The organism is Micromonospora cathayae (assembly GCF_028993575.1).
Taxonomy (GTDB): Bacteria; Actinomycetota; Actinomycetes; order Mycobacteriales; family Micromonosporaceae; genus Micromonospora; species Micromonospora cathayae.
Genome location: NZ_CP118615.1, coordinates 6,359,512 through 6,382,080, shown reverse-complemented (window position 1 = coordinate 6,382,080; position 22,569 = coordinate 6,359,512). Strand labels below are relative to the sequence as shown.

Below are 22,569 nucleotides of genomic sequence, written 5' to 3'. Positions count from 1 at the left end.
AGTGGCAGTGCTGCCGGGCGTGATCGTGGCCCCTCCGGGACGCCGTGCCTGCATCTGGAGGAGGTCAGGAAGCCGTGAGGCGTAACTATGTACGGGCGCTGGGCGCCGTCGGTCTGGCGGCGGCGTTGTTCGCGTCCGCCGGCTGCCAGGACGCCGGCAGCGACAGCGAGGCCGGCGGTGGCGACGGCAAGTGCGGCGGCAAGATCGCTATCTTCGGTGCCTTCACCGGCCCGAACGCCGGTCTGGTGCTGCCGTCGCTGAACGGCGCGAAGCTGGCCGTGAAGCAGCACAACGAGAAGAACCCGGACTGCAAGGTCGAGCTCAAGGAGTTCGACACCACCGGTGACCCGACCCAGGCCACCCCGGTCGCGAACCAGGTCGCGCAGGACCAGTCGTTCACCTCGGTGATCGGCGGGCACTTCTCCGGCGAGACCAAGGCCACCATGCCGATCTACGAGGCCGCCGAGATGGTCATGGTGAGCCCGTCGGCGACCGCCGCCGAGCTGACCACCGCCGGCAACAAGTCGTTCCACCGGGTGGTCGGCAACGACGCCACCCAGGGCGCGGCGGCCGTGACCTACCTGAACAACGTGGTCAAGCCGAGCAAGGTCTTCGTGATCGACGACGGCCAGCCGTACGGTGCGGGCATCATCGCCGAGGTCAAGAAGGGCCTGGGCGCGAAGGTCGTCGGCGAGGACAAGGTCCAGACCGACCAGACCAACTTCGACGCCACCATCTCGAAGATCAAGTCTTCGGGTGCGGACGCGATCACCTACGGCGGTTACACCAACGAGGCCGCCCCGCTGGTGAAGCAGATGCGTGCCTCCGGCGTGACCGCGAAGTTCCTCGGCTTCGACGGCCTCTACGACCCCGGCTTCGCCTCGGGTGCCGGTGCCGGCGCCGAGGGTGCGATCGTGACCTGCCCGTGCCTGCCGGCCGCCGAGGCCGGTGGCACCTTCTCCGCCGACTACGAGAAGGAGTACGGCCAGGCGCCGGGCTCCTACGGCGCCGAGGGCTACGACGGCGCGATGGTGCTGCTGGAGGGCTACGCCGCCGGCAAGACCACCCGTAAGGAACTGCTGGAGTGGGTGGACGCCTACGACAAGCAGGGCGTCTCGAAGTACATCAAGTTCGACGAGACCGGTGACGTCGACAAGTCCAAGGTCGTGATCTGGGCGTACGAGATCAAGGGCGGCCAGATCACCGCGCAGCAGGAGATCAAGCTCAGCTGAGCCTCATTTGGGTGCGGCCGGGGGCCACGAGCCCCCGGCCGCTCTCGGTGCAAAGGGAGCAATCGTGAATTTCGATGAACTCTTCGGGCACCTGGGCCAGCACACGGTGGACGGTTTGGCGAAGGGCTCGATCTACGCCCTCGTCGCGCTGGGCTACACGCTGGTCTACGGCGTCCTGAGGCTGATCAACTTCGCCCACGCCGAGGTCTTCATGGTGGGTACCTTCACCGTGGTCGGGGTGTGGAGCCTGCTGGGCGCGACCGACTCGCCGCCGCTGGGCACCATGTTGCTGCTGCTCACGGTCGGTCTGCTGGCCGCCGCCGCGGCGTCCGGGCTGACCGCCGTGGTGGTGGAACGGGTGGCGTACCGCCGGCTGCGCCGGATGAACGCCCCACCGCTGATCTTCCTGATCACCGCGATCGGCCTGTCGCTGGTGATGTCCGAGGCGTTCGGTCTCTGGCAGGGCCGGCTGGTGGTCGGCATGCCGACGATCCTGGAGCGCGAGGTGCTCTTCACCGTCGCCGGCACCGACATCACCAACACCCAGCTGATCACGGTGGTCGCCGCGCTGGTCATGATGGCCGGGCTGGACGTCTTCATCAACCGCACCCGGTACGGCCGGGGGGTGCGGGCGGTGGCGCAGAACCCGGACACCGCGGCGCTGATGGGCGTCAACAAGGACCGGGTGATCGCGCTGATCTTCCTGCTCGGCGGTCTGCTGGCCGGCGCGGCGGCGCTGCTGTACGCGCTGCGGTACGGCAACACCCGGTTCAACGTCGGCTTCATCCTGGGCCTGAAGGCGTTCACCGCCGCCGTGCTCGGCGGCATCGGCAACATCCGCGGCGCGCTGCTCGGCGGGCTGCTGCTCGGTGTCGTCGAGGTCTACGCGGCGACCCTGACCAAGTCGAGCTGGGAGGACGTGGCGGCCTTCGTGGTGCTGGTGGTCGTGCTGCTGTTCCGTCCGACCGGTCTGCTCGGCGAGTCGCTGGGGAGGGCCCGCGCATGACGACGACGAGGAAGGGGCCGCTGGACGGCCTGCGGGACGCCACCGGCAGCATCGGTGAGCGGTTCCGGGCGCTGCCGAAGTGGCAGCGGATGCTGGCCTTCGCCGCGTTCGTGGCGTTCCTCTACTACCTGCCGCTGCTCGGCATCCCCGGGCTGACCTGGCTGCGTACCGACGTCAACGGCGGCAACAACTGGGCCGGCGTGCTGTTCGTCTGCGCGGTGTACGTGCTGATCGCGATCGGCCTGAACGTGGTGATCGGCCTGGCCGGTCTGCTCGACCTGGGCTACGTCGGCTTCTTCGCGGTCGGGGCGTACAGCGTGGCGCTGTTCGGTTCCACCCAGTCGCCGGTGGTCAAGGCGCTCCAGGAGCGCTTCGACATGCCGGAGGGCTGGGCGGTCGCCTGGGCGATCTGCATCCCGCTGGCCATCGCCCTGACGATGATCTCCGGGGTGCTGCTCGGCTGGCCGACGCTGCGGCTGCGCGGTGACTACCTGGCCATCGTCACGCTCGGCTTCGGCGAGATCATCCGGATCGTGGTCCGGAACGTGGAGTGGTCCGGTGGCCCGCAGGGCGTGGCGGCGATCCCCGGCCCGCAGGGCGCGCCGTCGGCGGACAACGACGTGTTCGGCCTGATCGACGCGAAGCCGTGGTACTGGCTGGCGTTGACCGTGGTGCTGGTGCTGGTCTTCGCGGTACGCCGGCTGGAGAACAGCCGGGTCGGCCGGGCCTGGCTGGCGGTCCGCGAGGACGAGGACGCCGCCGCGGTGATGGGCGTGTACCCGTTCAAGTACAAGCTGTGGGCGTTCGCCATCGGCGCGGCGCTGGGCGGCATCTCCGGGTTCCTGTTCGCCAGCCGGCAGGGCTTCATCGAGCCGAACCAGTTCAACGCCCAGCTCTCCATCCTGTTCGTGGCGATGGTGGTGGTCGGCGGGGCCGGCAACATGGCCGGCGTGGCGCTCGGCGCGTTCCTGCTGGCGTACCTGCCGGAGCGGTTCCGGGACTTCGCCGAGTGGCGGTTCCTGGTCTTCGGTCTGGCGCTGGTGCTGGTGATGCTGCTGCGTCCGCAGGGTCTGATCCCGAGCAGACGACGGGCCCGCGAGTTGAAGGACCGTGCCGAGGAGGTGCCGGCCAGTGTCTGAGGAGAAGGCGGTCCCCGACGACCGGCTGGCGGCCGAGGCCGCCACCGAACCGGACCTGGACGAGATCAAGCTGCACCGGCCGGTGCCGCAGCAGCGGGAGGTGCTGCTCGACGTCGACCACGTCACGCTGCGCTTCGGCGGGGTCACCGCGCTGGACGACGTCAGCTTCAGCCTGTTCCGGGGTGAGATCCTCGGTCTGATCGGCCCGAACGGGGCCGGCAAGACCACCTGCTTCAACGTGATGACCGGCGTGTACCGCCCGACCGACGGGGCGGTGCGGTTCGACGGGCAGCAGGTGACCGGCCGCAAGCCGCACCAGATCAACCGGATGGGCATCGCCCGGACGTTCCAGAACATCCGTCTCTTCCCGGAGATGACGGCCCTGGAGAACGTCATGATCGGCACCGACGCGCGGCACAAGACCAGCGTCGTCGGCGCGCTGTTCCGGCTGTACCGGGTGAAGGCCAAGCCGCACGAGCTGCCGGTGGTCGACGCGACCAACGGGGTGGTGCGGGCCTGGCAGCAGGTCCGCCGCAGCAGCGCGAAGATCTTCGGTATCTCCCGGCACACGCTGGAGGAGCGGGCCGGTGAGAGGAAGGCCCTGGAGCTGCTGAAGTTCGTCGGCATCGTGGGCCGGGCCAACGAGTTGGCCCGCAACCTGCCCTACGGTGACCAGCGGCGGCTGGAGATCGCCCGCGCGCTGGCCACCGAGCCGAAACTGCTCTGCCTGGACGAGCCGGCCGCCGGCTTCAACCCGGCGGAGAAGGAGGAGCTGAACGCCCTGATCAAGCGGATCCGTGACCTCGGCTACACGGTGCTGCTCATCGAGCACGACATGCGCCTGGTCATGGGGGTCACCGACCGGATCGTGGTGCTGGAGTTCGGCAAGAAGATCGCCGAGGGCTCGCCGGCCGAGGTCCGGGAGAACCCGAAGGTGATCGCCGCCTACCTGGGGGAGTCCGTCGATGCTGCTTGAGATCGAGGACCTGACGCTGGCGTACGGGCGGATCGAGGCCCTGCACTCGGTCAGCCTGCACGTCGACGAGGGCGAGGTGGTGGCCCTGATCGGTGCCAACGGCGCCGGCAAGACCACCACCATGCGGGGCATCTCCGGGCTGTTGCCGGCCAAGACCGGGAAGATCCGGTTCAACGGCGAGGACATCACGAACGTCCGGGCCGACCTGCGGGTGGTCCGGGGGATCTGCCAGTCGCCGGAGGGTCGGGGCGTGTTCCCCGGCATGACGGTGCTGGAGAACCTGGACATGGGGGCGTACACCCGCAAGGACCGGGCGGGCATCGCCGAGGACCTGGAGCGGGTGCTGACCCTGTTCCCCCGGCTGCGGGAGCGGCGTAAGCAGGCCGGCGGCACCCTCTCCGGCGGCGAGCAGCAGATGCTCGCGGTCGGTCGGGCGCTGATGGCCCGCCCGAAGCTGCTGCTGCTGGACGAGCCGTCGATGGGGCTGGCCCCGATGGTGATCCGGCAGATCTTCGACATCATCACGGAGATCAACCAGCAGGGCACCACCATCCTGCTGGTGGAGCAGAACGCCCAGCAGGCGCTGTCCCGGGCCCACCGGGGTTACGTGCTGGAGACCGGCCGGATCGTCAAGGAGGGCACCGGCCAGGACCTGCTGCACGACCCGTCGGTCAAGGAGGCGTACCTGGGCGTGGCCTGAGGTGCCGTCCGCGTCGGCCGTCCGTTCCCCGTCGGGGTCGGGCGGCCGACGCGCGTGCCGGCCCGTGCCACCAGCGGGGTGGGGCGGCCGACGCGCGTGGCAGGCCCGCCGTCGGGCGCGCCGTCCGGGTCGGCGGCCGAGTTCGTGGGCGGGCCGTGCCGCCGCCGGGGCTTGTCGGGGGTACGGACTAGAGTCGCCTGCGTGACTGCCACGAACCCGCGCCTGCTCCTCGTCGACGGCCACTCGCTGGCCTACCGGGCCTTCTTCGCCCTGCCGGTGGAGAACTTCTCCACCACGACCGGGCAGCCCACCAACGCGGTCTACGGCTTCACCTCGATGCTGATCAACGTGCTCCGGGACGAGCAGCCCACCCACATCGTGGTGGCGTTCGACGTCTCCCGCCGCTCCTTCCGTACCGAGAAGTACGCCGAGTACAAGGCCGGCCGCAGCGAGACCCCCAGCGACTTCAAGGGCCAGGTGAGCCTGGTCAAGGAGGTCCTCGCCGCGCTGCGCATCCCGGTGGTGGAGAAGGAGGGGTACGAAGCCGACGACGTCATCGCCACCCTGGCCTGCCAGGCCCGGGACCAGGGCATGTCGGTGCTGATCTCCACCGGTGACCGGGACGCCTTCCAGCTCGTCGACGACCGGATCACCGTGCTCTACCCGCGTAAGGGCGTCTCGGACCTGGCCCGGATGGACGCCGACGCGGTCGAGGCGAAGTACGGTGTCCGCCCCGAGCGGTACCGTGACCTGGCCGCGCTGGTCGGCGAGACCAGCGACAACCTGCCCGGCGTGCCCGGGGTCGGCCCGAAGACCGCCGCCAAGTGGATCAACCTGTACGGCGGGGTCGAGGGCGTGGTGGCGCAGGCCGACGCGATCAAGGGCAAGGCCGGTGACAGCCTGCGCGAGCGGCTGGCCGACGTGATCCGCAACTACGAGATCAACTGCCTGGTCGCCGACCTGGAGCTGCCGCTGCGCCCGGAGGACGCCCGCTGGCAGGGCTGGGACCGGGAGGCCGTGCACCAGGTCTTCGACACCCTCCAGTTCCGTATCCTGCGCGACCGGCTCTACCAGTACCTCGAAGCGGTCGAGCCGGAGGCCGAGGCGGGCTTCGACCTGGCCGGGGAGGTGCTCACCGCACCGGGCGCGCTGGCCGGCTGGCTGGCCGCGCACACCCCCGCCGGTACCCCGGTGGGGCTGGCGGTCAAGCTCGACACCGGCCCCAACCGCCGGCACACCGCCTCGGTCACCGGCCTGGCGTTGGCCACCGCCGACGGCGCGGCGGCCTGGTGCGACCCGGCGAAGCTGACGGCGGACGACGAGTCGGCGCTGGCCGCCTGGCTGGCCGACCCGGAGCGGCCCAAGGTGCTGCACGACAGCAAGCCGGCGGTGCTGGCCTTCGGCGCGCACGGGTGGACCCTCGCCGGCATCCGGCGCGACACCCAGATCGCCGCCTACCTGGCCCGTCCCGATCAGCGCTCCTACGACCTGACCGACCTGGCGCTGCGCTACCTGCACCGGGAGCTGCGGGTGGACGCCCCGGAGACCGGCCAGCTCACCCTGGAGGGGTTCGGCGACGACCGGGAGGCCGAGCAGAACCTCATGCTGCACGCCCGCGCCACCCTGGACCTGGCCGACGCGATCGACGCCGAGCTGTCCCGCGACGGCGAGCAGTCCACCACGCTGATGGCCGAGGTGGAGTTGCCGCTGATGCGGGTGCTGGCCCAGCTGGAGCGGGTCGGCATCGCCGCCGACACCGACTACCTGCACGAGCTGGAGGCCCACTTCGCCGGTGAGGTGAAGTCCGCCGCGCAGGCCGCGTACACGCAGATCGGGCGGGAGTTCAACCTGGGCTCGCCGAAGCAGCTCCAGGAGATCCTCTTCGGTGAGCTGGAACTGCCCAAGACCAAGAAGATCAAGACCGGCTACACCACCGACGCGGACGCCCTCCAGTGGCTGTACGCGCAGACCGAGCACCCGATCCTGGCGCACCTGCTGCGCCACCGGGACGTCGCCAAGCTGAAGGTGACCGTGGACGGGCTGCTCAAGTCGGTCTCCGACGACGGCCGCATCCACACCACCTTCAACCAGACGGTGGCCGCCACCGGCCGGCTCTCCTCCACCGAGCCCAACCTGCAGAACATCCCGATCCGCACCGAGGAGGGCCGGCGGATCCGTCGGGCGTTCGTGGTCGGCGAGGGGTACGACTGCCTGCTCACCGCCGACTACAGCCAGATCGAGATGCGGATCATGGCGCACCTCTCCGGCGACGAGAAGCTGATCGAGGCGTTCAACTCGGGGGCCGACTTCCACGCCGCGACCGCGTCGTCGGTGTTCGAGGTGCCGGTCGAGCAGGTCACCCCGGACCAGCGCCGCAAGATCAAGGCGATGAACTACGGCCTGGCGTACGGCCTGAGCGCGTTCGGTCTGGCCCAGCAGCTCGGCATCACCGCCGAGGAGGCCCGGGGCCTGATGGAGAACTACTTCGCCGGGTTCGGCGGGGTACGCGACTACCTGCGTACCGTGGTCGACAAGGCCCGCCAGGACGGCTACACCTCCACCGTGCTGGGTCGCCGCCGGTATCTTCCCGACCTGGTCAGCGACAACCGGCAGCGCCGGGAGATGGCCGAGCGGATGGCGCTCAACGCCCCGATCCAGGGTTCCGCGGCGGACATTATCAAGATCGCCATGCTGCACGTCGACACGGCGCTGCGCGAGGCCGGGCTGCGCTCGCGGATGCTGTTGCAGGTGCACGACGAACTGGTCTTCGAGGTGGCCCCCGACGAGCGGGAGGCCCTGGAGGCGCTGGTGCGGCGGGAGATGGGCGGGGCGTACCCGCTGTCGGTGCCGCTGGAGGTGTCGGTGGGCGAGGGGCGGGACTGGAACAGCGCCGACCACTGATGTCGCTCGTGGACGGGTTTCCGGGGCAGCCCGACCCGCTCCGGGCGGTCAGGCTTGATCCCTGCGCGGGTCGGGCTGCCCCGGAAGCCTGACGTGGGCCGGGTGAGTGTGGTCGGCGCCGGCTGGAGGGATCTGATCTGGGTGGCTGGCTTGGTACCGGTTACCTGAGGCGTCGGGTTACTTGAGGGGGTCGTGGCCCCAGTTCATCAGGGACCAGCGCCAGCGGGTGTCGCGGACGTCGCCGGAGGGGCGCTGGGCCAGGTGCCGGTGCACGTACCCGACGACCTTGCGCATGTGCCGGTAGTCGGCGTCGGAGAGCTCGGCGCGTTTGCGGCGGAGCAGGTCGATGATCTTCCGGCCGGACTCGTGGCCGACCGACTCGCCGCCGGGGCTGCCCTTCTTGTGCCAGCCGACGTGTTTGGACTCGTCGCTGTCCAGCCAACGGGTGAGTTCGGTGGGGCTCATGTTGACCGCGTCGGTGAACTCGCGGTAGGTGTCGCGGTCCTCGTGACCCGGCTCAGTGCGGCTCATGGCGCAGCGCCTCCGGACGGTGGGCGACGTCGCGGCCCGAATGGTCGTTGCGGATGCGGTACTGCGGCTCCTGCGGGGAGGCGTCGACGGTCCGCCCCCGGATCCGGGTCCGTTCGGTGATCACGTCGGTGACGACTCCGTGTCCCCGGCCGCTGTGGCTGGCCCAGGAGACGTGCTCGCCCCGGCGGAACTTCCGCTGCTCGGCTGCCATGTGCTCCGGCTACCCGACCGGTGTGCGTCGAAACGCCGTGGCGGCCCGTCAGGGGGTCGGAAACGTCCGCGGCGGCTGGGTGGGTGGGTGGGGTCGGAGACGCCGGTGGCGGTTGGTCAGGGGGCGAGGTCGGTGACGGCGAGTTTGATCGGGAACGGGTCGGTCAGCTCGACCAGGTCGGCGCTGGCGGCGGCGAGTTCGTACTGGCGTTCGCCACCCGGCCCGATCCGGTCACCGAGGCGGTACGCGTACAGGTGTACCGGGTCCTGCTCGACCCGCCAGTAGAACGGAATGCCGGCGGCGGCGTACTCGCCGGGCTTGGCGAAGCGGTCGATCCTGCGGGTGCCGGGGGAGACCACCTCGACGGCGAGGACGACGTCCTCAGGGCGGAGCAGGGACCGGTCCGGGGAGACGTCGGTCCGGCAGAGCAGTACGTCCGGTTGCCGGCTGGTGTTGTGGTTCAGCGCCACTCCGACGGCCTGGGTGGCCCGCAGGTGGTCGGGGGCATGGGCGTGCAGCCACATCCAGAGGAGGCTGGAGATGCTCTGGTGGCCCACGGTGGGGGAGGGTGTCACCTGGATGACTCCGTCGACGAGTTCGACGCGGGGGGCGTCGTCCGGCAGGGCGATCAGGTCCGCCAGCGTGTAGTCGGCACGCTGCTGCCGCGTCGGGTCCGGACACCAGGGGCCAGGTGATGTCGGGATGGGCTCGGCACTCACCGGGTCAGCCTAACGCCGGCGGAGTGAGCGGGCCGGACACCTGGTGCGACGGGGCGGGTCAGGTGGTGGGCTTCTCGGCGACGAAGATGGCGGTGCCGGGGAAGAGCCGGCCGCGCAGCGGGCTCCACTGCCCCCAGATCCCGGTGTGCCCGTCGGGCCACTCCGGCTCGACCAGGTCGAGTAGGCGGAAGCCGGCTCCGACCAGTTCCCGGATCCGGTCGCCGAGGGTGCGGTGCTGCTCGACGTAGCTGGCCGTGCCGTCCTCGTCCTGTTCGACGTAGGGGCTGCGGTCGAAGTAGGAGTGCACGGCGGTCAGGCCACCCTCGCCGGGATCGTCCAGGAAGATCCAGCGCATCGGGTGGGTGACCGAGAAGACCCAGCGTCCGCCGGGGCGCAGCACCCGGGCCACCTCGCGCATCACCGCCGCCGAGTCGGCGACGAACGGGATCGCGCCGAACGCCGTGCAGACGGTGTCGAAGGCGGCGTCGGCGAACGGCAGCGCGAGCGCGTCGGCCTGCACCAGCGGTACGCGTACGCCGGTGCGGGCGGCGGCCTGGGCGGCGTGCCGCAGCATGCCGGCGGAGAGGTCCAGCGCGGCCGGTCGGGCGCCCTGGGTGGCCAGCCAGCGGGCGGCGGACGCGGCACCGCAGCCGAGTTCCAGGATCCGCCGGCCGGTCAGGTCGCCGAGCAACCGGGCGTCGGTCTCGCGCAGCCCCTCCGGGCACCAGACGAAGTCCACGTCGCCGAGGAAGTGACCGTGTTCGGCCTGGTAGTCGTCGGCGTCGGCGTCCCACCAGCGGCGGTTGGCCCGGCGCGCCTCGGCGTCGCCGACCCGGCGGCGCAGCACCCGGTTGTCGTCATCCACGCGCCCACGCTAGGCCCCCGGTGCGAGAGGTGAGCCGGCGGCGGTGGACGGATGGGCGTACGGGGCCGGTGTGATGCGTGTTACAGGAGTGGGGGATTGCGGGTGATTCTTCGGCTTTCGCAGCTGACGCGTCCCTGAGGAGACGGGAGGGCTTGCACGCTGTGGTAATGCACCCGGTAGGCTAGACGATGCGCTCGCGGATCGTGTGTCTCGGCAGGGAGCAGGCGCGCGGTCAACGGAGCCACATCATGATCTCACTAGGCGATCGTTCGGTGTGCCCGGAGGCGGATCCGCTGGCGCGAACAGGTCACTGCGACACAAGCCTGCTGTGACAAACCATCCGACCGGAGCAACCGCCCACATGACGAGCAGCATCGAGGCCCCCTCGAGCGCCACCCGGGTCACCCACGACGATCTCGGTTCCGAGGAGGCTTTCCTCGCCGCGATCGACGAGACCATCAAGTACTTCAACGACGGCGACATTGTCGAAGGAACCGTCGTCAAGGTCGATCGGGACGAGGTCCTGCTCGACATCGGCTACAAGACCGAGGGTGTCATCCCCTCTCGTGAGTTGTCGATCAAGCACGACGTGGACCCGGCCGAGGTGGTGTCGGTTGGCGACCACATCGAGGCGCTTGTCCTCCAGAAGGAGGACAAGGAGGGTCGTCTGATCCTCTCCAAGAAGCGGGCGCAGTACGAGCGGGCCTGGGGCACCATCGAGAAGATCAAGGACGAGGACGGCGTCGTCCGCGGCTCGGTCATCGAGGTGGTCAAGGGTGGTCTCATCCTCGACATCGGGCTGCGCGGCTTCCTGCCCGCCTCCCTGGTCGAGATGCGTCGGGTGCGGGACCTGCAGCCGTACGTCGGCCGGGAGCTCGAAGCCAAGATCATCGAGCTGGACAAGAACCGCAACAACGTGGTCCTGTCCCGCCGGGCCTGGCTCGAGCAGACCCAGTCCGAGGTGCGCACCGAGTTCCTCAACAAGCTCCAGAAGGGGCAGGTCCGCAAGGGCGTCGTCTCCTCGATCGTCAACTTCGGCGCGTTCGTCGACCTCGGCGGCGTGGACGGTCTGGTGCACGTCTCCGAGCTGTCCTGGAAGCACATCGACCACCCGTCCGAGGTCGTCGAGGTGGGCCAGGAGGTCGAGGTCGAGGTCCTGGACGTCGACCTGGACCGCGAGCGGGTCTCGCTGTCGCTGAAGGCGACCCAGGAGGACCCGTGGCGGCAGTTCGCCCGGACCCACGCGATCCAGCAGATCGTCCCGGGTAAGGTCACCAAGCTGGTGCCGTTCGGTGCGTTCGTGCGGGTCGACGACGGCATCGAGGGCCTGGTGCACATCTCCGAGCTGGCCGAGCGCCACGTGGAGATCCCGGAGCAGGTCGTCCAGGTCGGCTCCGAGGTCATGGTCAAGGTCATCGACATCGACCTCGAGCGTCGGCGGATCTCGCTCTCGCTCAAGCAGGCCAACGAGGGCTTCGTCGAGGGCGAGGAGCACTTCGACCCGACCCTCTACGGCATGGCCGCGACGTACGACGCCGAGGGCAACTACATCTACCCGGAGGGCTTCGACCCGGAGACGGGCGAGTGGCTCGAGGGGTACGACAAGCAGCGGGAGACCTGGGAGAACCAGTACGCCGAGGCACGTCAGCGCTGGGAGGCGCACACCAAGCAGGTGCAGAACTCCCGGGCCGCCGACGCCGAGGCCGCTGCCAACCCGGCCCCGGTCGTCACCGGCGGCACCACCTCCTCGTCCAGCCCGGCCCCGAGCCGGCAGGCCGAGGAGCCGGCCGGCACCCTGGCCACCGACGAGGCGCTCGCCGCGCTGCGGGAGAAGCTCGCCGGCGGTAAGTGACCCACAGGCACCACCCGAAGGCCCCGTCCACCGGCTCCCCACGGTCGGACGGGGCCTTCCCCTTTCCCCCGCCCCACCCCGACGCGGCGACGCCCGGGTGATCAGGTTGACTGGTGGGGTGTTGATGGTGGGACTGACCGGCGGCATCGGGTCCGGCAAGAGCGCGGTGGCGGCGAGGTTCGCGCAGCTCGGAGCGGTGATCATCGACTCCGACCGGATCGCCCGGGAGGTGGTCGCCCCCGGCAGCGAGGGGCTCGCCGAGATCGTCGCCGCGTTCGGCGCGGGCGTACTCGGCCCGGACGGCGCACTGGACCGGCCCGCCCTCGGGACGCTGGTCTTCGGTGACGAGACCGCCCGCCGACGGCTGGAGGCGATCACCCATCCCCGGGTCCGGGAGCGGTCCGCCGCCCTGGCCGCCGCCGCACCCCCGGACGCGATCGTGGTGAACGACGTACCGCTGCTGGTCGAGGTGGGCCTGGCCCCGACGTACCACCTGGTGGTGGTGGTGCAGACCGCGGTGCCGACCCGGGTGGAGCGGTTGGCGCGCGACCGGGGGATGAGCCGGGCCGAGGCGGAACGGCGGATCGCCGCGCAGGCCGACGACGACCGCCGCCGGGCCGCGGCCGACGTGCTGCTCACCAACGACGACAGCCGTGACGAGCTGCACGCCGGGGTGGACGCCCTCTGGCACGACCGCCTGGTGCCGTACGAGGAGAACCTGCGGCAGCGTCGGGTGGTCCGGCGGCCCGAGCGGGTGCTGATCACCGAGGCGGACCCGACGTGGCCGGCGCAGTACGCCCGGCTGGCCGCCCGGATCCGGCACGCGGTCGCCCCCGCCGACCTGCGGGTCGACCACATCGGATCGACCGCGGTACCCGGGCTCGCCGCGAAGGACGTCATCGACGTCCAGCTCACCGTGGACTCGCTCGCCGACGCCGACCGGCTCGCCGAACCGCTGGCCCGGGCCGGTTTCCCCCGGTTCCCCGGCGAGTGGTGGGACGCTCCGCGACCGGCCGGCGGGCAGCGGTGGCCCAAACGGCTGCACGGCAGCGCCGACCCCGGCCGACCGGTCCACCTGCACGTCCGCGAGTCGGGTTCGCCGGGGTGGCGGTACGCGCTGTTGATGCGCGACCACCTGCGCGCGGACCCGGACCAGCGGGCCGCGTACCTGATGCTGAAGCGGGAGCTGGCCGCCTCGGCTCCGGACGGCGCGGCCTACGCCACCGCGAAGGACCCCTGGTTCGACGAGGAGCACCTGCGGGCCGAGGAGTGGGCCGCGCGGACCGGTTGGCGTCCCTGACCGGTCCGGGTCACCGGGGTGGTGCGGTGGACGGGGCCGGGCGCGCCGCGTCGGCGGCGGGGGGCGGGGCAGGGGGCGGGGGAAGCCGGGGCACCGGAGCCTGTACCAGGTCGAGTTGGGCCCACGCGCCGACCGGGACGCGCAGTTCCAGCCGGCGGAGCAGGCCGGCCCGGTCGATCCAGTAGCGCAGGGTGGCCTGCGTGGTGCGTAGCTCGATCACGTCCACCTGCCGGTTGCCGGTGCTGTCCCGGCGTAGCCAGGTCGCCCGCCCCCGCTCTGCCGGCGGCCGGCCGGTCCGCAGCGCCGCCGCGACGAGCCGGTCCACCACCCCCGTCCCGGTCCCGGTCTGCTGCCAGACGAGGCTCCGTGGTGGTGGAAGCGGTGGTCGGGCGGCCGGATCCGTGTCCCCGGCGGGTAGCTGCGAACGGGCCACCCGGGAACGCTGGTAGTGGGCCAGGGTCCGGGTGCCGGGCGCGTCGAGGTCGGTGGTGGCGAGGTAGGCGACCTGGTCGCCCCAGTCGAGCCAGCCCGCACCGCGCAGGTTCGCCCCGGTACCGGTCGGGACGGTGAGGTGCAACGCCACGCTGCCGAGGTCGCGGGTGCGGGCGGGCAGCCGGGACAGCCGGTCGGCCTCCTCCCAGGTGAGGTCCCGGGGAAGGCCGGGCCGCCCGCCGAGCGCGTCCACCGGGCGCAGCGGGGGACGCTGGGCCCGGTCCAGTTCCACCGTGACCGGTAGCCGGCCGGGCAACCGTGCGGTCAGCCGGTGCAGCCGGGCGTCCCGGTCCACCCAGTAGCGGGTTCCGGTGCGGGCCGGCGGGCCCGGTACCGACGTGGCGGTGGGGGTGCCGGCCGGTGGGGCGGGTGTCCCGGCGGGTAGCTCGAAGACGTCCACCGGGGTCCGGCCCACGGTGTCCCGGCCCACCCAGCGGACCGCCCCGGAGCGCAGCGGCGCGGCCGGGTCCGGCCGGTCGGCCGCGAGCACCAGCAGCAGGTCGAGCAGGTCCGCCAGGGGTGGCCGGTCGGGTAGTTCGCGGATCCGCCAGCCGTCCGCCGGCGGGACCAGCGGTGGCGGCGCGGGAGTGAGCACCGCGGCCGGGTCGGGCCGTACCGCGACCAGCTCGGGCCGGGCCTGCACCAGGCCGCGCGCCGGGCCCGCCCCGGGGCCGCCGACGTCGAGATAGACCAGCGGATCGGCCCAGTCCACCCAGCCGACGACCTCGGTGCGGGCACCGCCGTCGCCGACCGTGGCCCGCAGGCCGGCCCGCCCGTCCCGGTAGTTCGTGACCCGGACGGCGGCCAGCCGGTCGACCTCGTCGGCGGTCGGAGCGCGGGGCGGCTCCGTCGGTTCGGGGCCCCAGCTCAGCAGGCCGGCGACCAGGGCGATGGCGGCCACCGCCGCGACCCCACCGAGCCCGGCGCGCACGCGCCGTCGGCGGCGGTCCGTCCGCGCCGTCCGGCGGGCCGGGGCCTGGTCGGGTTCCCGGGTCCGGGCCGCCCGGTGCGCAGGGGCCTGGTCGGGTTCCGGCTCGGGGCTCCGGGCCGGTCCGGGCTCCGGTCTCCGGGCCGGTCGGGGCGAGGTCTCCACGAGTGGTTGAACGGCCCGGCGGCGCTGGGGTGACGAGCAGGGGCGCTCGCGGCGGCCGGTCTGCGCGTCCGCGCGACCGCACCGGAGGCGCACGCCGGCCTGACCGGGTGCTGCGACCCCTGCGCCGGGTGTCCCGGCCGACGAGGGCCGGACCGTCCCGGACGGCCGCCGCGAGCGGCCTACGCTGCACACCCTAGCCCGGTGAGATGTAGCCCACAATGCGAATATCGAAGCCGGTCGGGCACCGGCGGTAGCCGGCCCGGAGTGTCACACCGGCGGCGTACCGTGGGGACCATGGCGCTCGACATCCCCCGCCTCGACGGACGTTTCCAGGTCGTCAGTGAGTTCCAGCCCGCCGGTGACCAGCCGGCCGCCATCGACGACCTGGAGCGGCGGGTCCGCCGCGGTGACCGCAGTACGGTGCTGCTCGGCGCCACCGGCACCGGCAAGAGCGCCACCACCGCGTGGCTGGTCGAGCGGCTGCAACGGCCGACCCTGGTGCTCGCCCCGAACAAGACCCTCTGCGCCCAGTTGGCCAAGGAGTTCGGCGAGCTGCTCCCGCACAACGCGGTGGAGTACTTCGTCTCCTACTACGACTACTACCAGCCCGAGGCGTACATTCCGCAGACCGACACGTACATCGAGAAGGACTCCTCGATCAACGAGGAGGTCGAGCGGCTGCGGCACTCGGCCACCATGTCGCTGCTGACCCGGCGGGACGTGATCGTGGTGGCGACCGTCTCGGCGATCTACGGCCTGGGCACCCCGCAGGAGTACCTGGACCGGGCCGTCCGGGTCGCCGTCGGCCAGGAGCTGGACCGCGACAAGCTGCTGCGCCGGCTGGTCGACATCCAGTACGCCCGCAACGACATGGCCTTCCAGCGCGGCACGTTCCGGGTCCGGGGCGACACCCTGGAGATCATTCCCGCGTACGAGGAACTGGCCGTGCGGATCGAGCTGTTCGGTGACGAGGTGGAGAACCTCTACTACCTCAACCCGCTGACCGGGGACGTGGTCCGCGAGGTGGACCATCTGCTGATCTTCCCCGCCACGCACTACGCGGCCGGCCCGGAGCGGATGGAACGCGCCATCGGGGACATCGAGGTCGAGCTGGCCGAGCGGTTGGCCGAGCTGGAGCGGCAGGGCAAGCTGCTGGAGGCGCAACGGCTGCGGATGCGTACCACCTACGACATCGAGATGATGCGCCAGGTCGGCTTCTGCTCGGGCATCGAGAACTACTCCATGCACATCGACGGCCGGTTGCCGGGCAGCCCGCCGCACTGCCTGCTCGACTACTTCCCGGACGACTTCCTCACCGTGGTCGACGAGTCGCACGTGACGATCCCGCAGATCGGCGCCATGTTCGAGGGCGACGCCTCGCGCAAGCGGATGCTGATCGACCACGGGTTCCGGCTGCCCAGCGCCGCCGACAACCGGCCGCTGCGGTTCGACGAGTTCCTGGAGCGGGTCGGGCAGATGGTCTACCTGTCCGCGACCCCGGGCTCCTGGGAGCTGGAGCAGGCCCAGGGCGAGTACGTCGAGCAGGTGATCCGCCCCACCGGCCTGATCGACCCGGAGGTGGTCGTCAAGCCCACCAAGGGGCAGATCGACGACCTGATGCACGAGATCCGGCTGCGTACCGAGCGGGACGAGCGGGTGCTGGTCACCACGCTGACCAAGAAGATGGCCGAGGACCTGTCGGACTACCTGCTGGACAACGGCATCCGGGTGCGTTATCTGCACTCCGAGGTGGACACGCTGCGCCGGGTGGAGCTGCTGCGTGAGCTGCGCAAGGGCGAGTACGACGTGCTGGTCGGCATCAACCTGCTCCGCGAGGGCCTCGACCTGCCCGAGGTCTCCCTGGTGGCGATCCTCGACGCCGACAAGGAGGGTTTCCTGCGCAGCGGCCGGTCGCTGATCCAGACCATCGGCCGGGCCGCCCGGAACGTGTCCGGCCAGGTGCACATGTACGCCGACAAGATCACTCCGTCGATGGCCGCCGCGATCGACGAGACGAACCGGCGGCGGGCCAAGCAGATCGCGCACAACGAGGCGCACGGGATCAGCCCCGAGCCGCTGCGCAAGAAGATCCACGACATCCTGGACGACATCTACCGGGAGGCGGAGGACACCGAGACCGACTCCCGGGTCGGCGGCGCGGCCCGGCAGCTCTCCCGGGGCAAGGCCCCGGTCAAGGAGACCCGCAGCCGGTCCCGGGCCACCGCCGGTCCGTCCCGGGCCGGCATGGCCCGGGCCGATCTGGCCCAGCTCATCCAGGAACTCAACGACCAGATGCTGGCCGCCGCCCGGGAGTTGCAGTTCGAGCTGGCCGCCCGGATCCGGGACGAGGTGGCCGACCTCAAGAAGGAACTGCGCGGCATGGACGCGGCCGGGGTGAGCTGACCTCGGCGTCGCCGGTCCTCGGTTTGACGGCCCCGGCTCTCGGTCCACCGCCCCGGGGCTCTCGGTCGACGCCCCGGGCCGTCGGTCCACCCGCCCAAGTGCGTGCCCTGTCGAGGTGCCCGGACCGGCCACCACTACCGTTGTTGCTCTCTGTGAGCAGGGTATTGCTTTGGGTTGCCGGTGCCCGTACTCTCCCACGATGGGAGGCCGGATGCCGCTGCCAACAAGTCCTGTCATTCGTCGGGCGCGCCTGGGCGCGGAGCTGCGTCAGCTCCGCCGGCAGGCCGGGCTCACCCTCGACCAGGTCTGTGAGCGGCTCGGCTGGGCCTCCACCTCCAAACTGTCCCGGATCGAGCTGGGGCAGAGCCGGCCCGACCTGGCCGACGTCTTCGACCTGCTGGACGTCTACGACGTCCCGGGTGGGCAGCGCGAGACACTCATCGTCATCGCGCGGGACGCCGCCACCAACCGGAGCTGGTGGAAGGCACTGGGCGAGATGGGGGAACGGCAGCGCACCTACGCCGAGCTGGAGGCCGGCGCCGCCACCATCTTCGAGTACCAACCGGCGGTGGTGCCGGGCCTGCTCCAGACCCGGGCGTACGCGCGACTGCGGGTCGCCGCCGGCCGGCTCCTCGACCCGGAGATCGACGTGGAGGCGGACACCCGCGCCCGCGCGGCCCGGCAGGACGTGCTGCACCGGGCGGACGCGCCCCGGTACACGGCGGTCCTCGACGAGGCCGCCCTCTCCCGCGCCGGCGTTCCCGAGCCGGTGTGGCGGGAGCAGGCGCGGCACCTGGTGACGTTGACCAGGCGGGCCAACGTGACCATCCGGGTGCTGCCGCGCGGGGTGCCCGTGGCCGGGAGCGTGCTGCACCCGATGACGCCGTTCTCCTGTTACGCCTTCCCCGACCCGGCCGACCCGCGCACCGTGGTACTGGAGGCGCTCACCACCGACCTGCGGCTGACCGCGGAACCGGACGTCCGTCGGTACGAACAGCTCGCCGGCTGGCTGCTGGACGCGGCGCTGTCCACCCCGGACACGGTGGCGCTGCTGAACCGGTACGCCGAGGAGTGACCGGGGTCGCCTCAGGCGTACCGGTTGAACCCGCCCTCGGAGTCGATCACCTGACCGGTGATCCAGCCGGCCTCGGGTGAGCAGAGGAACCGCACCAGCCGGGCCGCGTCCTGCGGGGTGCCCCAGCGGCCGCCGGGAAAGAGCCGGGCCACCGCGGCGTGCAGGTCGGCCGGCGCGTAGCCGGTGTCGGTGGGGCCGGGGTTGACGCAGTTGACGGTGATCCCCCGGGGCATCAGCAGCGGCGCGAGCTGGACGGTGAGGTTCTCCACCGCGGCCTTGCTCGCCGCGTACGCCAGTTCGTCGGGCATCGGGCCGAGCCGCTGTCCGCTGGTGAAGAACACCAGCCGGCCGCCGGTGCCGGCGGTGAACGCGGCGGCGAACGCCTCGGCGAGCAGCAGAGTGGCCCGGACGTTGACCAGCAGGTGCCGGTCGATCTCGGTGGCGTCCAGCGCGCCCAGCCGGGTGTGAGTGGAGTAGGCGTGCACGGCGACCACCGTGTTCAACCGTCCGTGCCGGCGGACCGCTTCGGCGACCAGCTCGGCGGGGCCGGCCGGGGCGAGCAGGTCGGCGGTGACGTGGTCGGCACGGTCGTCCAGCTCCGCCAGGAGGGTCGGCACGCCGTGCGGGTCACCGCCGTGGGGCTGGGCGTCGTCGTAGCTGGGCAGCCCGGTGAGCAGCAGCCGGTGGCCGTCCGCCGCGAGTGCCCGGGAGACCGCTGCGCCGATGCCGACACCCCGGCTGACGCCGGTCACCAGAGCCACCCGATCGTCGGTCATGCCGGCCACTCAACCGGAAGCCCCGTCCCGCCCGCCACCCGTTTCCGCCGGCCACCCGTTCCGCCGGCCCTCGTGGCTGCCCGGGAGCCGCTGCGGTCCGCCCAACTGCCTGCGTCCGCCCGCCCACCTGCGACCCGCTGCCCGTCCGGTCACCTGCGCGTCCGCCGGGGTCGGCCGGCCCGCGTCCGTCGGGCCTACCGCGTCCGTCGGGACTGTCGGCCCGCGTCCGTCGGGGTCGCCGGCCTGCATCCGTCGGGCCTGCCGGGTCCGTCGGGGCCGCCAGACCGCGATGACCAGCTGCCAGAACGGCAGCGCCTGCGGACCGCTGCCCGCCGGACCGCGCGCGACCGCCCGGGTCGGGTGTCAGGCGGGTACGTCGGTGAAGTGCTCCACCAGCGGCGGGTTGGCGAAGTGCGGGCCGATCAGGGCCCGCCACTGCTGGAACCGCTCGGTGGCGCGGAACTCCTGGTCGTGCGCCTCGACGGAGTCCCACTCCACCAGCAGCACGAACCGCGACGGTGACTCGATGCCACGGGTCATCCGCACCGAACGGCAGCCGGGCGTGCCGGCGAGGATGGGGTGTCCCTGCGCGTACGCGGCGGCGAACGCGTCCTCGTGTCCGGGCAGTACGTCGATCAGCGCGACCTCGAGCACCATGGTGGCAGCCTGCCATGCCGGTCCCCGGGCGTGCGGTGCGGGGCCGGGAGTGCGATGGCCGGAGGTGCGGCGGGGCCGGGAGTGCGATGGCCGGAAGGTGCGGCGGGGCCGGGAGTGCGATGGCCGGAGGTGCGGCGGGGCCGGGACACGGGGTCGGCGTGCGGGCCGGGGCGCGGGTCGAGATGCGGGGTCGGGGCGCCGGGTGGGGTCAGGGGCCTGCCCGCTCCCACCCGGCACCTAGTCTCCTAGGAAGCCCTACGGACGGTGACGTGGCCGGCATCGCCCCGCTCGGAGGTGCGCGCAGCGGTCCGGATGGGGAACAATGACCGCCGAGGAGGGGAGTATTCCCTCGCGGCGATGTCGTCAGCACGGTCGAACGCCACCCGGCGGACGACCCGGCATCGTCGGTCACCGATCCGCCTCGGCGGCGCGGTGGCGGGAGAGACCTCCGACAGTCACCAGAGTCAGCGTCGCCGGCACACCGAAGCTTCACCGGGCCCAGCCCGGCCCTCGTGGTGTGCCCGGCGCTGCGTGTCTGCCGGAGGATAGACTTTGAACGTGTCCGGACTGGTCTGGGCGGGAACCCTCGTCGCGCTGACCGCGATCCTGGTCATCGACCTGTTGGTGATCGGTCGACGCCCCCACGAACCCAGTGTCCGCGAATCCAGCCTCTGGGTCGGCTTCTACGTCGGTCTGGCGCTGCTCTTCGGAGCCGGCCTCTGGCTGACCGCCGGCGGCAAGGCGGCGGGCGAGTTCTACACCGGTTGGCTCACCGAGTACAGCCTCTCGGTGGACAATCTCTTCGTCTTCGTGATCATCATGGCCCGGTTCGCCGTGCCCCGGCAGTACCAGCAGAAGGTGCTGCTGATCGGCATCGTGCTGGCGCTGGTCATGCGCGGTGGCTTCATCGCGGCGGGCGCGGCCCTGATCTCGCAGTTCTCCTGGGTGTTCTACATCTTCGGCGCGTTCCTGATCTACACCGCGATCAATCTGGCCCGGCAGGGCGAGCCGGACGAGGACGAGTTCACCGAGAACGTGCTGATCAGGTGGAGCCGCCGGGCGTTGCCCATCTCCAAGGGCTACGACGGGGCGCGGTTGACCACCCACGAGAACGGCCGGCGGTACTTCACCCCGATGCTGATCGTCATGATCGCGATCGGCACCACCGACCTGATCTTCGCGTTGGACTCCATCCCGGCGATCTTCGGGATCACCCAGGAGCCGTACCTGGTCTTCACCGCGAACGTGTTCGCCCTGATGGGGCTCCGGCAGCTCTACTTCCTGCTCGGCGGCCTGCTCAACCGGTTGATCTACCTGAGCATCGGCCTGGCCGTGGTGCTCGGTTTCATCGGCGTCAAGCTGGTGCTGGAGGCGTTGGCCGACAACAACCTGCCGTTCATCAACGGCGGCGAGCACGTCGGCTGGGCACCGCACATCCCGATCTGGCTCTCCCTGACGGTCATCCTGGGCACGCTCGCGGTCGCCACCGCGGCGAGCCTGATCAAGTCCTCCCGGGACCGCCGCCGGGAACTGACCACCGTCGTCAAGCACTGATCCGTCGCACCACCGGGGGCGTCCGCCGCGAGCACCGCGACGGACGCCCGCACCATGTCTGGGCGTCCCGGGCCAGCCGGGTACCGGGTCAGATGCGGTGGGCGCCGATCAGGGTCGCGGTACGGTCCGGGGGAAGCTGCTCCTCCACCACCCGGCGGTGCCGGTAGCAGGCGTGCAGCATCCGCCGCCCGGCCTCACCCGGCGGCGCGGTGACGATGCCGACGTGGTGGACCCCGCGCCCGGGGCGGGCGAAGAAGTACAGGTCGCCGACGCGTTCCGTGCCCAGCTCGACCGGTGCGGTGGCCGCCGCCTGCGCGCCGGCGTCGCGGGGCAGCCGCACCCCGAACCGCCGCCAGGCCAGGTGCACCAGCCCGGAGCAGTCGATGCCGGCCGGGGAGAGGCCGCCCCACACGTACCGGACGTCGCGGAGCCGGTCGGCGACGCCGAGCACCTCCCCGGCGGCGGGCGGCCGGTCCGGTAACGGGACGACGTGGTGCTCGGGAAGCCAGTGCGGGGCGGGCTGGCCGGGTACGTGCACCGGTCGCCAGCCGTCCACCGCCGGGCCGGCCGGGAGCAGCCGGGTGCCGAGCACGACCCCGGGGACGCGTACCGGGCCGTGCGGGGTGGCACGCAGGGCGGTGACCGTGGTGTCCACGACCAGCGGCGGGCCGGTCGGCTCGTCGTCCGGTACGGGAGCGAGCTGGTCGGTGGGGAGCCAGCCGGGGTAGCCGCGCGGGTCGAGCGGTGCGGCGGCCTGTTCGACGGCGACGACGCGCGCCCAGCCGGTGCGCTCCTCGGTGACCAGGACCTGTTCGCCGAGGAGCAGTTGGCTGAGCACACAGTCACCGACCTGCTGGTCGGCGTCCATGCCGGCGATCCAGGCGGCGGTGTCGGCGTGCGGGCCGAGCGCGGGGGCGTCGACCGGGCGTACCGCGTCGGGGGAGGTCCACAGGGTCGCCACGGCGACCCGGACGACGGCCCGGTGGCCGGTCAGCGGTTCCACGTGCATCCTCCAGCGTCACCCGGCCGGCTCCGTGACAGCCTGCCCGGTCGGTCCCGGTGGCAGCGTCGCCCGGTCGGTTCCCCG

Annotated in this window: 18 protein-coding genes and 1 pseudogene; 11 read left to right on the top strand and 8 right to left on the bottom strand. The window is 71.8% G+C overall.

Features of this window, described 5'->3' with window-relative positions:
• The first annotated feature begins 74 nt into the window (after window positions 1-74).
• The 6 genes from PVK37_RS28025 (at window position 75) to polA (ending at window position 7,954) form a co-directional block, all read left to right on the top strand.
• Window positions 75-1,232, top strand: coding sequence for a branched-chain amino acid ABC transporter substrate-binding protein (locus tag PVK37_RS28025; RefSeq protein WP_275030825.1), 1,158 nt, complete (start codon window positions 75-77; stop codon window positions 1,230-1,232).
• 64 nt (window positions 1,233-1,296) lie between these two features.
• On the top strand, window positions 1,297-2,238 hold the full coding sequence (locus PVK37_RS28020) for a branched-chain amino acid ABC transporter permease (protein ID WP_275030824.1): 942 nt from the start codon (window positions 1,297-1,299) through the stop codon (window positions 2,236-2,238).
• A gap of 50 nt (window positions 2,239-2,288) precedes the next feature.
• Complete coding sequence (locus PVK37_RS28015; protein ID WP_423791116.1) at window positions 2,289-3,377, top strand: branched-chain amino acid ABC transporter permease; 1,089 nt, start codon at window positions 2,289-2,291, stop codon at window positions 3,375-3,377.
• Window positions 3,378-3,447: 70 nt separating this feature from the next.
• Complete coding sequence (locus PVK37_RS28010; RefSeq protein WP_275035250.1) at window positions 3,448-4,353, top strand: ABC transporter ATP-binding protein; 906 nt, start codon at window positions 3,448-3,450, stop codon at window positions 4,351-4,353.
• Entirely contained in the window at window positions 4,343-5,053 is a 711-nt protein-coding gene (locus PVK37_RS28005) for an ABC transporter ATP-binding protein (RefSeq protein ID WP_275030822.1), read from the top strand. Before PVK37_RS28010 ends, PVK37_RS28005 begins: the two co-directional genes overlap by 11 nt.
• Before the next feature lie 201 nt (window positions 5,054-5,254).
• Window positions 5,255-7,954, top strand: coding sequence for a DNA polymerase I (gene polA, locus PVK37_RS28000; RefSeq protein ID WP_275030821.1), 2,700 nt, complete (start codon window positions 5,255-5,257; stop codon window positions 7,952-7,954).
• Window positions 7,955-8,134: 180 nt separating this feature from the next.
• Here polA and PVK37_RS27995 read toward each other — a convergent pair.
• From PVK37_RS27995 to PVK37_RS27980, 4 genes and pseudogenes are all read right to left on the bottom strand, one after another.
• Window positions 8,135-8,485, bottom strand: a pseudogene (locus PVK37_RS27995) (DUF3140 domain-containing protein); the annotation flags it as partial.
• Entirely contained in the window at window positions 8,472-8,696 is a 225-nt protein-coding gene (locus PVK37_RS27990; RefSeq protein ID WP_275030819.1) for a hypervirulence associated TUDOR domain-containing protein, read from the bottom strand. The gene PVK37_RS27990 and the pseudogene PVK37_RS27995, both read right to left, overlap by 14 nt.
• Window positions 8,697-8,812: 116 nt before the next feature.
• Window positions 8,813-9,415 (bottom strand): Uma2 family endonuclease, encoded by a 603-nt coding sequence (locus PVK37_RS27985; protein ID WP_275030818.1) that lies wholly within the window; start codon window positions 9,413-9,415, stop codon window positions 8,813-8,815.
• A gap of 58 nt (window positions 9,416-9,473) precedes the next feature.
• Window positions 9,474-10,280 carry a class I SAM-dependent methyltransferase gene (locus PVK37_RS27980; RefSeq protein WP_275030817.1) on the bottom strand — a complete coding sequence of 269 codons (807 nt, stop codon included), beginning with the start codon at window positions 10,278-10,280 and terminating at the stop codon, window positions 9,474-9,476.
• Window positions 10,281-10,641: 361 nt separating this feature from the next.
• On the opposite strand from PVK37_RS27980, the gene rpsA reads away from it, so the two are divergent.
• Complete coding sequence (gene rpsA, locus PVK37_RS27975) at window positions 10,642-12,132, top strand: 30S ribosomal protein S1 (protein WP_275030816.1); 1,491 nt, start codon at window positions 10,642-10,644, stop codon at window positions 12,130-12,132.
• Between the two features lie 118 nt (window positions 12,133-12,250).
• Window positions 12,251-13,432 (top strand): dephospho-CoA kinase, encoded by a 1,182-nt coding sequence (gene coaE, locus PVK37_RS27970; RefSeq protein ID WP_275030815.1) that lies wholly within the window; start codon window positions 12,251-12,253, stop codon window positions 13,430-13,432.
• Between the two features lie 10 nt (window positions 13,433-13,442).
• Here coaE and PVK37_RS27965 read toward each other — a convergent pair whose 3' ends face one another.
• Window positions 13,443-14,825: a hypothetical protein gene (locus tag PVK37_RS27965; RefSeq protein ID WP_275030814.1), complete on the bottom strand. Its 1,383-nt coding sequence runs from the start codon at window positions 14,823-14,825 to the stop codon at window positions 13,443-13,445.
• A gap of 486 nt (window positions 14,826-15,311) precedes the next feature.
• Between PVK37_RS27965 and uvrB the strand changes: the two genes are divergently transcribed.
• Complete coding sequence (gene uvrB / locus PVK37_RS27960; RefSeq protein WP_275030813.1) at window positions 15,312-17,420, top strand: excinuclease ABC subunit UvrB; 2,109 nt, start codon at window positions 15,312-15,314, stop codon at window positions 17,418-17,420.
• 211 nt (window positions 17,421-17,631) lie between these two features.
• Window positions 17,632-18,495 (top strand): helix-turn-helix domain-containing protein, encoded by an 864-nt coding sequence (locus tag PVK37_RS27955; protein ID WP_275030812.1) that lies wholly within the window; start codon window positions 17,632-17,634, stop codon window positions 18,493-18,495.
• Window positions 18,496-18,506: 11 nt separating this feature from the next.
• Here PVK37_RS27955 and PVK37_RS27950 read toward each other — a convergent pair whose 3' ends face one another.
• Both PVK37_RS27950 and PVK37_RS27945 read right to left on the bottom strand, forming a co-directional pair.
• Window positions 18,507-19,271, bottom strand: coding sequence for an SDR family oxidoreductase (locus PVK37_RS27950; RefSeq protein WP_275030811.1), 765 nt, complete (start codon window positions 19,269-19,271; stop codon window positions 18,507-18,509).
• Between the two features lie 363 nt (window positions 19,272-19,634).
• A complete protein-coding gene (locus PVK37_RS27945; RefSeq protein WP_275030810.1) occupies window positions 19,635-19,928 on the bottom strand; it encodes an antibiotic biosynthesis monooxygenase family protein in 294 nt (97 codons plus the stop codon).
• A gap of 552 nt (window positions 19,929-20,480) precedes the next feature.
• Between PVK37_RS27945 and PVK37_RS27940 the strand changes: the two genes are divergently transcribed.
• On the top strand, window positions 20,481-21,482 hold the full coding sequence (locus PVK37_RS27940) for a TerC family protein (RefSeq protein WP_275030809.1): 1,002 nt from the start codon (window positions 20,481-20,483) through the stop codon (window positions 21,480-21,482).
• A gap of 88 nt (window positions 21,483-21,570) precedes the next feature.
• Here PVK37_RS27940 and PVK37_RS27935 read toward each other — a convergent pair whose 3' ends face one another.
• A complete protein-coding gene (locus PVK37_RS27935; protein ID WP_275030808.1) occupies window positions 21,571-22,491 on the bottom strand; it encodes a C40 family peptidase in 921 nt (306 codons plus the stop codon).
• Window positions 22,492-22,569 lie beyond the last annotated feature (78 nt).

What these genes read in the sequence shown, in the direction of transcription:
- PVK37_RS27955 (WP_275030812.1), top strand. Translation starts at nt 17,632, where the DNA reads ATGCCGCTGCCAACAAGTCCTGTCATTCGTCGGGCGCGCCTGGGCGCG.
- PVK37_RS27935 (WP_275030808.1), bottom strand. Translation starts at nt 22,491, where the DNA reads ATGCACGTGGAACCGCTGACCGGCCACCGGGCCGTCGTCCGGGTCGCC.
- uvrB (WP_275030813.1), top strand. Translation starts at nt 15,312, where the DNA reads ATGGCGCTCGACATCCCCCGCCTCGACGGACGTTTCCAGGTCGTCAGT.
- rpsA (WP_275030816.1), top strand. Translation starts at nt 10,642, where the DNA reads ATGACGAGCAGCATCGAGGCCCCCTCGAGCGCCACCCGGGTCACCCAC.
- PVK37_RS28005 (WP_275030822.1), top strand. Translation starts at nt 4,343, where the DNA reads ATGCTGCTTGAGATCGAGGACCTGACGCTGGCGTACGGGCGGATCGAG.
- PVK37_RS27945 (WP_275030810.1), bottom strand. Translation starts at nt 19,928, where the DNA reads ATGGTGCTCGAGGTCGCGCTGATCGACGTACTGCCCGGACACGAGGAC.
- PVK37_RS27990 (WP_275030819.1), bottom strand. Translation starts at nt 8,696, where the DNA reads ATGGCAGCCGAGCAGCGGAAGTTCCGCCGGGGCGAGCACGTCTCCTGG.
- PVK37_RS27950 (WP_275030811.1), bottom strand. Translation starts at nt 19,271, where the DNA reads ATGACCGACGATCGGGTGGCTCTGGTGACCGGCGTCAGCCGGGGTGTC.